Annotated in this window: 13 protein-coding genes; 7 read left to right on the plus strand and 6 right to left on the minus strand. The window is 72.4% G+C overall.

Annotated elements, in window-relative coordinates:
- Nucleotides 1–48: 48 nt before the first annotated feature.
- Complete coding sequence (locus AB0B33_RS15325) at nucleotides 49–951, minus strand: LysR family transcriptional regulator (protein ID WP_360771540.1); 903 nt, start codon at nucleotides 949–951, stop codon at nucleotides 49–51.
- Nucleotides 952–1,040: 89 nt separating this feature from the next.
- Between AB0B33_RS15325 and mdlC the strand changes: the two genes are divergently transcribed.
- From mdlC to AB0B33_RS15340, 3 genes are read left to right on the plus strand one after another with little or no spacing between them, the layout of a single operon-like run.
- A complete protein-coding gene (mdlC, locus tag AB0B33_RS15330) occupies nucleotides 1,041–2,615 on the plus strand; it encodes a benzoylformate decarboxylase (RefSeq protein ID WP_360771543.1) in 1,575 nt (524 codons plus the stop codon).
- A 2-nt stretch (nucleotides 2,616–2,617) separates the two neighbouring features.
- Nucleotides 2,618–4,045 carry a benzaldehyde dehydrogenase gene (locus tag AB0B33_RS15335; protein ID WP_360771546.1) on the plus strand — a complete coding sequence of 476 codons (1,428 nt, stop codon included), beginning with the start codon at nucleotides 2,618–2,620 and terminating at the stop codon, nucleotides 4,043–4,045.
- An 11-nt stretch (nucleotides 4,046–4,056) separates the two neighbouring features.
- A complete protein-coding gene (locus AB0B33_RS15340; protein ID WP_360771548.1) occupies nucleotides 4,057–5,268 on the plus strand; it encodes an aromatic acid/H+ symport family MFS transporter in 1,212 nt (403 codons plus the stop codon).
- Here the strand turns inward: AB0B33_RS15340 and AB0B33_RS15345 are convergent.
- Both AB0B33_RS15345 and AB0B33_RS15350 read right to left on the minus strand, forming a co-directional pair.
- Nucleotides 5,265–5,435 carry a hypothetical protein gene (locus tag AB0B33_RS15345; protein ID WP_247021908.1) on the minus strand — a complete coding sequence of 57 codons (171 nt, stop codon included), beginning with the start codon at nucleotides 5,433–5,435 and terminating at the stop codon, nucleotides 5,265–5,267. The genes AB0B33_RS15340 and AB0B33_RS15345 overlap by 4 nt on opposite strands.
- A gap of 249 nt (nucleotides 5,436–5,684) precedes the next feature.
- Nucleotides 5,685–6,290 (minus strand): HSP18 transcriptional regulator, encoded by a 606-nt coding sequence (locus tag AB0B33_RS15350; protein ID WP_360771552.1) that lies wholly within the window; start codon nucleotides 6,288–6,290, stop codon nucleotides 5,685–5,687.
- A gap of 95 nt (nucleotides 6,291–6,385) precedes the next feature.
- Between AB0B33_RS15350 and AB0B33_RS15355 the strand changes: the two genes are divergently transcribed.
- The gene (locus tag AB0B33_RS15355; protein WP_360771555.1) at nucleotides 6,386–7,156 is read left to right on the plus strand and encodes an ANTAR domain-containing protein; all 771 of its coding nucleotides are present in this window, start codon (nucleotides 6,386–6,388) and stop codon (nucleotides 7,154–7,156) included.
- Here the strand turns inward: AB0B33_RS15355 and AB0B33_RS15360 are convergent.
- Nucleotides 7,153–7,599 carry a nitroreductase family deazaflavin-dependent oxidoreductase gene (locus AB0B33_RS15360; RefSeq protein WP_247021905.1) on the minus strand — a complete coding sequence of 149 codons (447 nt, stop codon included), beginning with the start codon at nucleotides 7,597–7,599 and terminating at the stop codon, nucleotides 7,153–7,155. The two genes, AB0B33_RS15355 and AB0B33_RS15360, sit on opposite strands and share 4 nt — an antisense overlap.
- A gap of 46 nt (nucleotides 7,600–7,645) precedes the next feature.
- Complete coding sequence (locus AB0B33_RS15365; protein ID WP_360771559.1) at nucleotides 7,646–7,816, minus strand: hypothetical protein; 171 nt, start codon at nucleotides 7,814–7,816, stop codon at nucleotides 7,646–7,648.
- 103 nt (nucleotides 7,817–7,919) lie between these two features.
- Between AB0B33_RS15365 and AB0B33_RS15370 the strand changes: the two genes are divergently transcribed.
- The 3 genes from AB0B33_RS15370 (at nucleotide 7,920) to AB0B33_RS15380 (ending at nucleotide 11,308) form a co-directional block, all read left to right on the plus strand.
- Entirely contained in the window at nucleotides 7,920–9,173 is a 1,254-nt protein-coding gene (locus AB0B33_RS15370; RefSeq protein ID WP_360771561.1) for an amidase family protein, read from the plus strand.
- A 7-nt stretch (nucleotides 9,174–9,180) separates the two neighbouring features.
- The gene (locus tag AB0B33_RS15375; protein ID WP_360771564.1) at nucleotides 9,181–9,984 is read left to right on the plus strand and encodes a MerR family transcriptional regulator; all 804 of its coding nucleotides are present in this window, start codon (nucleotides 9,181–9,183) and stop codon (nucleotides 9,982–9,984) included.
- A gap of 121 nt (nucleotides 9,985–10,105) precedes the next feature.
- On the plus strand, nucleotides 10,106–11,308 hold the full coding sequence (locus AB0B33_RS15380; protein ID WP_360771566.1) for an SEFIR domain-containing protein: 1,203 nt from the start codon (nucleotides 10,106–10,108) through the stop codon (nucleotides 11,306–11,308).
- Here the strand turns inward: AB0B33_RS15380 and AB0B33_RS15385 are convergent, their stop codons facing one another.
- Nucleotides 11,309–11,668 carry a metalloregulator ArsR/SmtB family transcription factor gene (locus AB0B33_RS15385; RefSeq protein ID WP_360771569.1) on the minus strand — a complete coding sequence of 120 codons (360 nt, stop codon included), beginning with the start codon at nucleotides 11,666–11,668 and terminating at the stop codon, nucleotides 11,309–11,311.
- Nucleotides 11,669–11,693: the final 25 nt, after the last annotated feature.

Consider the following 11,693-nt stretch of genomic DNA (forward strand, 5'->3'; position numbering starts at 1 on the left):
CCCAGATCTTTCGGCGGGAAATGGGCGCGAAGAAAAATGCGTGTTAAATCAGCTGAGCACTTCGCGCATGAATGTCACAAGCCAGTGCTGGGCCGGGCTGCGGGCGTGCGTGTGCCGCGTGTACACCGAAACCTGCGCCGGCTCGACGTCCATCGGCAGGTCGAACAGGCGGACGCGGTGCTCACCCGCGAACATCTCCGCCACCAGGCGCGGGACCATCGCCACCAGGTCGCTGTCCTGGACCAGGTACGGCAGGGCCGCGAAGCGGGTCACCTCCAGGACCACGCGGTCCAGGAGCCCGTGGGCCTCCAGGGCCCGGCGGGGGCCGTCGTGGCCGGTCGGGCCGAACACCGTCACGTGGCGCTCGGCCGCCAGCGCGGCGAAGTCGACCTCGGCTTCCAGGCGCGGGTGGTCCAGCGCCACCATCCCCAGGTAGCCCTCGGAGAACAGCGGGATCCGCGCCACCCGCTGGGAGCTGATCAGCGGGGACGCGATGAACGCGTCGATCTCGCCGCGGCCGAGCTGGTCGGCGGCGCGGTCGACGTCGAGGGGGCGGACGGTCAGCGTCACGCCGGGCGCTCGCGAAGGCAGCGCGGCCATCAGCCGGGGCAGCAGCGAGATCTCCCCCAGGTCCGACAGGCACAGCGTGAACGCCGCCCGCGCGGTCGACGGGTCGAACGACCAGGCGCCGCTGACCGCCGTTTCGATCCCCGACAGCGCGCTGTGCAGCGGCTCGTAGAGCGCGCGGGCGGTCGTCGTCGGCACCAGGCCGCTGCCGCCGCGGCGGAACAGCTCGTCGGAGAACCGGCGCCGCAGCTTCTGCAGGCTGTAGCTGATCGTCGGCTGCGTGACGTGCAGGGACTCCGCCGTCGCGGTCACGCTGCGGGTCTCGTAGAGCAGCACGAACGTCCGGACCAGGTTGAGGTCGAAGTCCCGCATCATCGATCCCATCTATGAACCCACGCGACAACATTTATTGGAGCACAGGCCGGTGGGCTCCCTAGGGTCTGGTCCAACCCCGCCCGAGGAGGACCCGCGCCATGCCCACCGCCCGCCGGCTCGCCCACGAGTTCCTGGACCGCCGTGGCCTGACCACGATCTTCGGCAACCCCGGCTCCAACGAGCTGCCGTTCCTCGCCGAGCTGCCGGGGAACTTCCGGTACGTCCTCGGCCTGCACGAAGGCGCCGTCGTCGGGATGGCCGACGGCTACGCCCAGGCGACCGGCCGTCCGGTGCTGGTCAACCTGCACGCCGCCGCCGGCTCGGGCAACGCGATGGGCGCGCTGACCAACGCCGTCTACTCGCGCTCGCCCCTGGTGCTGACCGCCGGCCAGCAGGTCCGGTCGGCCATCGGCCTGGAGGCGATGCTCGCCAACGTCGACGCCACCCAGCTGATGCGGCCGCTGGTCGGCTGGGCCGGCGAGCCGAGCTGCGCGGACGACGTCCCCCGCTCGCTGGCGCAGGCCGTGTTCGAGGCCGAACTGCACCGGCGCCCGACCTACCTCTCGGTCCCCTACGACGACTGGGCCGCCGAGCTGTCGCCGAACGCGGCCGTGACGCTGGACCGGAACGTCCGAAGAGGACTCACGCCGTCGGAGGCCCAGCTCGACGAGCTCGCCGCGACCGTGGCCGCGGCGAAGAACCCCGCGCTGGTGCTGGGCGGCGACGTCGACGCCACCGGGCTGTTCGACCGCGCCGTCGCCCTCGCCGAGCACCTCGGGCTGCCGACGTGGGTGGCGCCGTCGCCGCACCGGCTGCCCTTCCCCAACCGGCACCCGCTGTTCCGCGGTGTGCTGCCGGCCGGCATCGCCCCGATTTCGGCCGCGTTCACCGGCCACGACCTCGTGCTCGTGCTCGGCGCGCCGGTGTTCCGCTACCACCAGCACGTGCCCGGCGCGTACCTGCCCGAGGGCACGCGGCTGATCCAGGTGACCGACGACTTCGGTGCCGCGGCCCGCGCGCCGATGGGCGAGGCGCTCGTGGCGGACCCGGCGCCGGTGCTCGAGGCCCTGCTCGCGCGGGTGCCCGCGCGAGCCTCGACCGGCGAGTTCGTCGCGAACCCGGAGCCCAAGACCGGCGCGAAAGCCCTGCACCCGGAACAGGTTTTCGCTGCCCTGCGCGAGACCCAGGCCGACGACACCCGGTACGTCGTCGAATCGACGTCGACGAATTCGGCCTGGTGGCGGCAGATGGACCTGCGCCGCGAGGGTTCGTACTTCTTCCCGGCCGCCGGCGGGCTCGGGTTCGGCCTGCCCGCCGCGGTCGGCGTCGCCATGGGCAGCCCGGACCGGCCGGTCGTCGGCGTCATCGGCGACGGCTCGGCGAACTACGGCATCACGGCGTTGTGGAGCGCGGCGCACTACCGCGTCCCGGTGACGTTCGTGATCTTGCGCAACGGCGTTTACGGCGCCCTGCGGTGGTTCGGCGAGCTGCTCGGCACGCCGGACGTGCCGGGCACGGAGATCCCGGGCCTGGACTTCACCGCCATCGCGGCCGGCTACGGCGTCCCCGCCACCACCGTCGGGGACCTCGGTGACCTGCACGAGGAGCTCAAGTCGACCCCGGACGGCCCGCGGCTGATCCAGGTCGACACCGAACCGACCACACCGGAGTGATCATGACGTTGTTCGAGCACGAGTTCCGCCGCGGCAGCGGCGGCACGCACCAGGTCGTCGAACCGGCCACCGGGGAAATCCTCGGCGGCGTGGGCATCGCAACGCCGTCGGACGTCGCGGCGGCCGCGGCCACGGCGGCGAAGGCCCAGCGCGACTGGGCGCGGCGCAAGCCCGCCGAGCGCGCCGCGGTGCTGCGCCGCGCCGGTGAGCTGTGGGAGGCGCACGCCGCCGAGGTGCAGGACTGGATCGTCCGCGAAGCCGGTTCTACGCGGCCGAAAGCCGGGATCGAAACCGAGATGGCGGCCGGGATCTGCTTCGAAGCCGCGGCGCTGCCCACGCACCCGCTCGGGGAGGTGCTGAGCACCGGCGAACCGCGCTGGTCGCTGGCGCGACGTCAGCCGTGCGGCGTGGTTTCGGTGATTTCGCCGTTCAACTTCCCGCTGATCCTGGCGATCCGCTCGGTCGCGCCCGCACTGGCGCTCGGCAACGCCGTGCTGCTCAAGCCGGACCTGCGGACCGCGGTGTCCGGCGGCGTGAGCATCGTGCAGATCTTCGAGGCGGCCGGGCTGCCGGAAGGGCTGCTGCACCTGCTGCCCGGTGACGCCGCCGTCGGCGCCGCGGTCGTCGACGCGCCCGAGGTTTCGGTCGTGTCGTTCACCGGGTCCACCGCGGCCGGGCGGAAGGTCGGCGAGGCCGCCGCGCGCTCGCTCAAGCGCGTGCACCTGGAGCTGGGCGGGAACAACGCGCTCGTCGTGCTGCCGGGCGCCGACGTCGCCAAGGCCGCCTCGGCGGGCGCGTTCGGTTCGTTCCTGCACCAGGGCCAGATCTGCATGACGACCGGGCGCCACCTCGTGCACGAGTCCCAAGTGGACGAATACGTCGAGGCGCTGGCGGAGAAGGCGCGGCGGCTGCCGGTCGGGAACCCGGCCACCGGCGAGGTCGCACTGGGCCCGATCATCGACGACCGGCAGCTCGCGCACGTCACCGACGTCGTCGACCGGAGCGTGGCGGCGGGTGCCCGCGTCGTGGCCGGTGGCAAGGCGGATGCGCCGTACTACCCGCCGACCGTCCTCTTCGGACTCTCGGACGACAGTCCGGCGTGGCGCGAGGAGATCTTCGGCCCGGTGGCGCCGGTGCGCGCCTACCGCGATCTCGACGAGGCCGCGCGGCTGGTCAACGCGTCCGAATACGGGCTGTCGGTCGGCATCCTCGGCGACGTCGGTACCGCGATGACGCTGGCCGACGAGGTCCGCTCGGGCAAGGTGCACATCAACGAGCAGACCGTCGGCGACGAGCCCACCGCACCGTTCGGCGGCGTCGGCGACTCCGGCAACGGCTCCCGCTTCGGCGGGGCCAAGGCCAACATCGAGGCCTTCACCGAAACCCAGTGGCTGACCGTCCGCGCGGACATCGCGGGCTACCCCTTCTAAGGAGCACGGCAATGACGACGTCTCCCGTCCGTCCGGTGTGGACGGCGGTCCTCTGCTGGCTGACCGTCCTGCTCGAGGGCTACGACCTGGTCGCGCTCGGCGCCACCATCCCGACGCTGCTCAAGAGCGGCTACCTCGGCTTCACCGCGGCCGGCGCGACGCTGGTCGCGACGGTGTCGCTGATCGGCGTGGCCGTCGGCGCGGCCTGTCTCGGCCCGCTCACCGACCGGTTCGGCCGCCGCGGCATGCTGATCGGCTCGGTGCTGCTCTTTTCGCTGTTCACCCTGCTGACGCCGATCGCGCCGAACGTGGCGACGTTCGGGATCTTCCGGTTCGTCGCCGGTCTGGGGCTCGGCGCGTGCATGCCGGTGGCGCTGACGGTGATGTCGGAGAACCTGCCCGCCCGGCGGCGCGCCAGCGCGAGCACGTTCACGATGACCGGCTACCACGTCGGGGCGGTGCTGACGTCGATCTTGGCGCTGTACGCGAAGGACGACTGGCACCTGCTGTTCTACGGCGGCGGGATCGTCGGCCTGCTGGCCGTGCCGCTGATGTGGTGGAAGCTGCCGGAATCCGCGGCCTACCTGGCTTCGCGCGAGGACGCGGCGGCCGAGCGGGTGGGGCTGCGCGACCTGCTGGGTTCGCGGTTCCGGCGGGTCAGCATCGCGGTCTGGGCCGGGTCGTTCATGGGGCTGCTGCTGGTCTACGGGCTCAACACGTGGCTGCCGCAGCTGATGCGGACCGCGGGATACCCGATCTCGACGTCGATCACGTTGTTGCTGGTGCTCAACATCGGCGCGGTGCTCGGGCTGGTGCTGGCGGGCACGATCGCCGACCGCTTCGGCATCCGGCCGATCGCGCGGATCTGGTTCGGCGCCGGTGCCGTGCTGCTGGCGGCGCTGAGCCTGCGCATCGGGAACGCTTTCCTGCTGAACGCGGTCGTGCTGCTGACCGGCGTGTTCGTGTTCTCCGCGCAGGTGCTGATCTACGGGTACGTCGCCCAGGTGTTCCCGGCGCGGCTGCGGGGCACGGCGCTCGGGCTGACGTCGGCGGTCGGGCGGCTGGGCTCGATCCTGGGCCCGTTCGTGACCGGCGCGCTGGTCACCGCGGGCGTCGCGTACCCGTGGGGGTTCTACTTCTTCGCCGTGGTGGCCGCGCTCGGGCTGGGTGCGGTGCTGGCGCTGCGCGGGGAGTCACGGACAGCGGAGCCGGTGCCGGTCTAGGCCGTCTCTTCCGGGCGGCGGCGCATGGTGGGTTCCGGCTGCTCGGTCCGGCGGTCGGAGTCGCGCAGGACCTCGCGGGCCTGGCCTTCGGGGTCCTCGCTCTCCACGGCCTGCTCTTCGGGCAGCAGCTCGGCGCGGGTTTCCGTGCGGTCGGGGGTGTCGTCCATGCGTCGCTGGTACCCGTTCGGGCGCGGTCTCAGACACGAGCGAGCCCGCGAAACGATCAAGGTGGCCGCTCGGCAGGCGGCCAGGTGAGCTTCACGGGAAGCGGCGGGCGGCATTCCTGGCGGGGGCCCGCCGGACCGAGCGGCTGGGCGGACTCGGCCGCCGGACCGAGCAGCCGGGCGGACTCGGCCTGCGGACCGCGCGGCTGGGCCGGCTCGGCCGGCGGGCGAGTCCCCAGCCGTCGGCCGCGCTCACTCGCGGGCTCGGCGATGCCCGACGGCGTCGCGGCGCAGCTGGTCCGTGCGCTCCGAGATCTCCCCCACCTGCTCCGCCAGCCCCGCGTGCCCCGCGGCCAGGTGGGGCCGGGCCGCGGCCAGGGGTGACAGGAGTGTCGCCGGGTCGTCGTCGCCCAGGGCCGCACCGAGGCGGTCCGCCGTTTCCTGGGCCGCCGGGTCCAAGCCGGGCAACGCGCTGACCTGGCCCGCCAAGCGGCGCAAGCCCGCCGAGTTGCGGCGGGCCCAGTCGGCCACCGCTCGGTCGCCCGCGCGGCGGTCGCGTTCCGCGCCGACCCGGGCTTCGCCCGTCCGCTCGCCCGTGTTCGACGGCTGCAGCCGCAGATAACGCCGTTCCGCGGCCTGGCGGCTCGCCACGCCCAGGGCCGGGGCCAGCGCCACCCAGCTCGCGCCCGCTCCTCTGGCCGCCGTGATCAGCTCCGGTTCCCAGCCGGACAGTTCCTCGCGCAGCAGGCGCAGGCCGGTCAGTGCGGCCAGCAACCGGTCCTGGTCCGCGGTGCCCGCTCGGGCGGCCGCGACCACGTCGTGGATCCGGCGTGCCGCGGCGGCGGGATCGTCGTCCATGGCGTCATCCTTCCGACGACCCTCTTCTTGTCGTCACTGAGACGACATGGTAAAACATTCTCGACCGAGGTTCGACCCCTTCGCGGAGGGTAGCGTTGCGTCCCCCAACGACGACGGGCGAGCGAGTCCCGGCGACCGCTCTGCTCGAAGAACTCCTGGAACGGATCGCCGCCGACGTGCCGGGCGCGCTCGGCGCGGCGGTGTCGGTGCACCACCGCGGCGAACCGCCCCGGATCGCCGCGGCGCACGGGGTGTTGGTGCCCGCGCAGTTCGACGGCTTCGGCGACCCGGTCACCACCGCCGGGCGCACCGGCCTCCCGGTCGTGACCGCCGACGTCTGCGCCGACGAACGCTGGCCGTCGCTCACCCTGAGCGGGCTGATCGAGCAGGACCCCGGCTCGGCCGCGGACTTGTCGCGGGTCTTCGGCGTCGCGGCACTGCCCGTCGCCTGGGACGCCGAAGGCACGCTGGTGCTGTCCGTGACGCTCGACCGCCCGGCCACCAACGAGACGCTGGACGTCCTGCGGCGCCACGAACGGCTCGCCGCGATGGCGTTCGTCGTCACCGAGGCCGCTCAGCCGGACCGGATGACGCAGATGCTGGACCTCCTGCAGTCGCGGGCCGCGCTCGAGGAGGCCAAGGGCATCGTCATCGCCCTGCGGCGGTGCGACCCCGGCGAAGCCTGGACCACGCTGCGGCAGGCCAGCCAGACGTCGAACGTCAAGGTGCGCGAACTCGCCGTCGCGCTGGTAAAGCAGCTCGCCGGGGCGCCGGCGACGCAGCCCGACGGCGAACGCGTGATCCGTCCCGGCGCGGCCGCGCGTGAAGCCGCCGCCCAGCTGCTGCGCGAGCTGGAACGGCGTTAGGCCGCTTCGACGCGGAAGACCGCGATGCGGTCCGCAGCCGCGGCGACGCCGTCGGGCGTCGACGCCTCCGCGAGCCCGGTCGTCACGAACCGCTTGCCCACGCTCGGCGGGCTCGTCTCGACCAGCTTGCGCAGGACGGGACGCCGCTCCTCGACCGGCAGCTCGGCCAGCCGCGCCGCGGACGTCCGGCGGCCGCGGGTGAGCGTGACCTCCCCCGCGGCCCGGACGTTCGCCACCCACGCCGCCTTCGGGTAGGCCTGGACGATGTAGCGGTGCCCGTCGATGGGGAGCACCGCGATGGGGAACGTGCGCGGGACGCCGGTGCGCCGCCCCGGCACGGTGAGCAGCTGCATCGGGCCGAACGCGACGCCGAGCCGCTGCAGCCCCACCACGATCTTGTTGCCGGCGTTGACCATCCGGCGGTAGCTCTGCGCTGTTGTCATGCTCCGACCGTACACCATTTCATATGACTCTCATATGATCTGGGTTTCAGGTTCGATCGGGGCCCGGTTCCGTCTCGGGCGGCACCGGGTCGGGCACCGGGACGCCGGGCTCCGGATCGGGCAGCACCGGCGACGGCTCCGCCCCGGGCGCCGGGAGGTCGGGGTCGGGCCGGACCGGTTCGGGTGTCACCGGGGGCGCGCTCGCTGCGATCGGCATCGGGTTCCCTCCGCCACGCGCCGTCCGCGGTTCGGACGGCGATCACCTGCCAACTACCCCGAAGCCTTGACCCTGACACCGTGTCAGGTCCTATCCCGGACCCATGACGTTCTTCCGCAGCGCCACCGAGGTAGCCGACGGCATCCGCCGCGGCGCGCTTTCTTCCCGCGAGCTCACCGGGCAGCTGCTCGCCCGCATCGACGCCACCGACCTCAACGCCGTCGTCGTCACCGATCGCGAGCCCGCGCTCGAGGCGGCGACGGCGGCCGATCGGAGTACCGCCACCGGGCCCCTGCACGGTGTGCCGATCACCGTCAAGGAGGCCTTCGACGTGGCCGGGCTGCCGACGACGTGGGGCGAGCCCGCGTTCGCCGGTCACCGCGCGGACCGGGACGCGGTGGTCGTCGAACGGCTGCGGGCCGCGGGCGCGATCGTCGTGGGCAAGACCAACGCGCACCACATGCTCGCCGACTTCGGGCAGACCGCGAACCCGGTCTACGGGCGGACGCTCAACCCCTGGGACCGCACCCGCACGCCCGGCGGCTCGAGCGGTGGCGCGGCGGCGGCACTGGCCGCCGGGTTGTCCTTTTTGGACTACGGCTCGGACCTGGCGGGCTCGATCCGGATCCCGGCGGCCTACTGCGGCGTCTACGGACTCAAGCCGACCGCGGGAACCGTTCCGCTGCAAGGGTTCCAGCCACCGGGAGCGACGGCCGCGCCGAGCCGCGAGTTCCCGTCCGCGGTCGGACCGCTCGCCAGGTCGGCCGCCGATCTGCGACTCGCGCTCGGCTTGACGGCGGCCCGGCCGCTCAAGCCGTCGCGCCGGGACCGGCTCGCGGGCTTCCGCGCCGGCGTGGTCCTCGACGACCCGGCCTGCCCGGTCACCGGCGAGGTGGGCGAGGCCCTTTCGGACGCCGTCGACGCGCTCGCCCGCGCCGGCGTGGACGTCCGCGAAGGCTGGCCGGACGGCGTGGATCCGGCCGGCCAGGGCGAGGCGTTCGGGTTCCAGGTCGAGTTGTTCTTCGCGAACGGCGACCTCCCCGGCGCCGACGAGCAGGAGCGGCGGCGGCTGGCCTACACGGCGGCGTGGGAGCGGTACTTCCGGGACGTCGACGTCTTCCTCTGCCCGGCGGTCTTCACGACGGCGTTCCGCGACCTCGGCGACCGCTACGCCGACCAGGGGTTCTGGATCGCGCAGGCGTCGCTGCCCGGGCTGCCGGCGGTGAGCGCACCGGCGGGCGGCACGCTGCCGGTGGGACTGCAGGTGATCGGGCCCGCGCACGAGGACGGCACGGCGATCACGTTCGCGGAACTCGCCGCGGCCGTCGTCGGCGGGTTCGCCGCGCCTGGGGAATGATCGGGCGGTGTTCTCGATCGGCGACTTCGCCCGCCACGGCCGGGTTTCGGTGCGGATGCTGCGCCACTACGACGCGCTCGGGCTGCTGCGCCCGGCCCGTGTCGACCCCGCGACCGGGTACCGCAGCTACACCGCGGGCCAGCTGGCGCGGCTCAACCGGATCGTCGCGCTGAAGGGCCTCGGCTTCACGCTGGAGCAGGTGGCGACGCTGCTCGCCGACGAGGTCACGGCCGAGCAGGTGCGCGGCATGCTCGCGCTGCGGCGCGCGGAGCTGGAAACCGCGCTGGCCGAGGGCGCGGCGCGGCTCGCGCAGGTCGAGGCCCGGCTGCGGACCATCGAAGACGAAGGCCACGCGCCCGACGTCGTGGTCAAGCAGCTGCCGGCGCTGCGGGTCGTCGAGCTGACCGGCGTCGCGGCGGGGTTCGCGCCGGAGTCGATCGGCCCGGTCGTCCGCCCGCTGTGCGCGGAACTGGGCCGCCGGCTGTCCACTGCGGACGTGACACCGGCCGGGCGGCTGACGTGTTACTACGAGCAGCGCGCGGAGGACGAGGTCGTGGTGCACGCGGCCCTCCCGGCGTCGATCGGCCCGGGCGACCTGAACGGCCTCGCGGTGGCGGACCTGCCGGCCACCCGCGCGGCGACCCTGGTCCACCACGGCGCGATCGACGGGGTGCTGCCGAGCTGGCAGGCGGTGGTGCGGTGGATCGCCGACCACGGGTCGGCTTCGGCGGGGGCGCAGCGGGAGTTGTACCTGGACTGCCCGGCGGACCCGGCGGGCTGGGTGACGGAGCTGCAGGAGCCGATCAGCTAGCCCGAGCAGTGGATACATTTGTCACTGAATGTGTGCACACCCCTTCGCACTGAAAAACAACGTCGTTGCTAGTCTTCCGCCCAATGACGCCGCTGTCGCGGCCCGGGCGAAGAGGTCGCCGATGACGTCGCGTGAGCACCCCAAGGCCTTTGTTTCCTACATCCACGACAGCCCTCAGCACTGCGACGCAGTCCGGGAGTTCTCGACCTTCCTCAGGTCCGAACAGGGTATCGATGTCATCCTCGACCAATGGGCCAGCGACCAGAGACAAGACTGGCAAGCTTGGGCAACGAAGAACATCCTCGAGTCCGACTTCGTGATCGTCGTGGCGTCGGAAGGCTATCAGCGGGTGGGCGACGGGTACGGCCCGAATGATCGCAACCTCGGTGGCCAAGCCGAAGCGGCCACGCTGCGCAATCTGCTCCAAGGCGACCGACAGGACTGGACGCGCAAGTTGCTCCCGGTGATCCTCCCGGGCCACAGCGTCCACGAGATCCCCCAGTTCCTCTCAGCCCACACGAATGATCACTACCCGGTCACCTCGTTCACGCCGGAAGGAGCCGACAGCCTGCTCCGGCACATCACGCGGCAACCCCGTCACCCCCTTCCTCCGCTCGGTCCGCTTCCGGTCCTTCCGCCGCTGTCCGGTGCCGGCGCAGCGGTCGCGACCCCAGCGCCGGAACGAAATCGAACAGCCTTGCTCGAGGAATTTCCGGTCGTGTGGCGCGCGGACCTGCTGCGGCGCGGCCGTCAGTCCCAGAGTCCACTCGTCGAGGTTCATTTGGTCCCCGCAGAGCGAGTCGCACGTTTCGGTGTTCTTCAACTCGAGCGGGTCAGCGAAGGTTTGGTGGCGCTGGGTCGTTCTCGGCGGCTTTTCACTCAGACCCAGTCGGTCTCCGCCATCTCCTCGGACGAGTCCGCGCGGGCGGTCTCCGAGGATTGGCGATCCGGGGAAAGCGGACTCGCAGTACTACGGGGCGGCCAGCGCACCTGCTGGTTCGGCCTCCCGGCAGCGAACATAGGCTGGATCCTCGACCGGGAGCACCTGGCGGCGCAGATCGCTGATCGACTGCACACGCTGCTCGAGATCGACCTCCCCCTTCCGGGTAGGTTTGCTCCGGCGATCGCCCTGGAGCCGGTCAGCCTGACACGTATTGCGAAAATCGCCGAGATTTCGGCAACCAGTGCACCACTACCGATGAACGTCCCGGAACACATCCGGGTCGAAGCCGAAGAGGCGTTCCCCACCTCCGACCTTCGCCACTCGATCCGAGGCGTTGCCGAGGAGCTGGTCGCCAGGCTCGCGGCCACGTTCCGGCGCTGATCAGCTAGCCGGGTGGTGGGCGTGGTCGCCCGCGGGGATCTGCCGGTCCACGTGCTCCGCGTGGTGCAGGGCCTGGGCCAGCAAGCCGCGGACGTGGTCGTCCGCCGCCGAGTAGTAGACGAACGTTCCCTCTCGGCGGCCCTTGACCAGGCCCGCCAGCCGCAGTTTCGCCAGGTGCTGGCTCACCGCGGTCGGGGCCGCGCCGGCCAGTTCGGCCAGGCAGGCCACCGAGGACTCGCCCTGCAGCAACGCCCACAGCACCTTGATGCGAGTCGGGTCGGCCAGCAGCCGGAACGACTCCGCGGCCAGGTGGACCTGCTCTTCGGTGGGCATGTCGAACTCCGGCAGCGACGCGTGCATGGCGCAAACCCTACTACTTGCGTAC

Origin of the sequence: Amycolatopsis sp. NPDC049159, assembly GCF_040648295.1 — a bacterium.
Lineage (GTDB): Bacteria > Actinomycetota > Actinomycetes > Mycobacteriales > Pseudonocardiaceae > Amycolatopsis > Amycolatopsis pretoriensis_A.

Excerpts from the sequence above, each read along its gene's own strand:
- mdlC (WP_360771543.1), top strand. The coding sequence starts at position 1,041 with ATGCCCACCGCCCGCCGGCTCGCCCACGAGTTCCTGGACCGCCGTGGC.
- AB0B33_RS15360 (WP_247021905.1), bottom strand. The coding sequence starts at position 7,599 with ATGACAACAGCGCAGAGCTACCGCCGGATGGTCAACGCCGGCAACAAG.
- AB0B33_RS15380 (WP_360771566.1), top strand. The coding sequence starts at position 10,106 with ATGACGTCGCGTGAGCACCCCAAGGCCTTTGTTTCCTACATCCACGAC.
- AB0B33_RS15370 (WP_360771561.1), top strand. The coding sequence starts at position 7,920 with ATGACGTTCTTCCGCAGCGCCACCGAGGTAGCCGACGGCATCCGCCGC.
- AB0B33_RS15385 (WP_360771569.1), bottom strand. The coding sequence starts at position 11,668 with ATGCACGCGTCGCTGCCGGAGTTCGACATGCCCACCGAAGAGCAGGTC.
- AB0B33_RS15345 (WP_247021908.1), bottom strand. The coding sequence starts at position 5,435 with ATGGACGACACCCCCGACCGCACGGAAACCCGCGCCGAGCTGCTGCCC.
- AB0B33_RS15340 (WP_360771548.1), top strand. The coding sequence starts at position 4,057 with ATGACGACGTCTCCCGTCCGTCCGGTGTGGACGGCGGTCCTCTGCTGG.
- AB0B33_RS15350 (WP_360771552.1), bottom strand. The coding sequence starts at position 6,290 with ATGGACGACGATCCCGCCGCCGCGGCACGCCGGATCCACGACGTGGTC.
- AB0B33_RS15325 (WP_360771540.1), bottom strand. The coding sequence starts at position 951 with ATGGGATCGATGATGCGGGACTTCGACCTCAACCTGGTCCGGACGTTC.
- AB0B33_RS15335 (WP_360771546.1), top strand. The coding sequence starts at position 2,618 with ATGACGTTGTTCGAGCACGAGTTCCGCCGCGGCAGCGGCGGCACGCAC.
- AB0B33_RS15365 (WP_360771559.1), bottom strand. The coding sequence starts at position 7,816 with ATGCCGATCGCAGCGAGCGCGCCCCCGGTGACACCCGAACCGGTCCGG.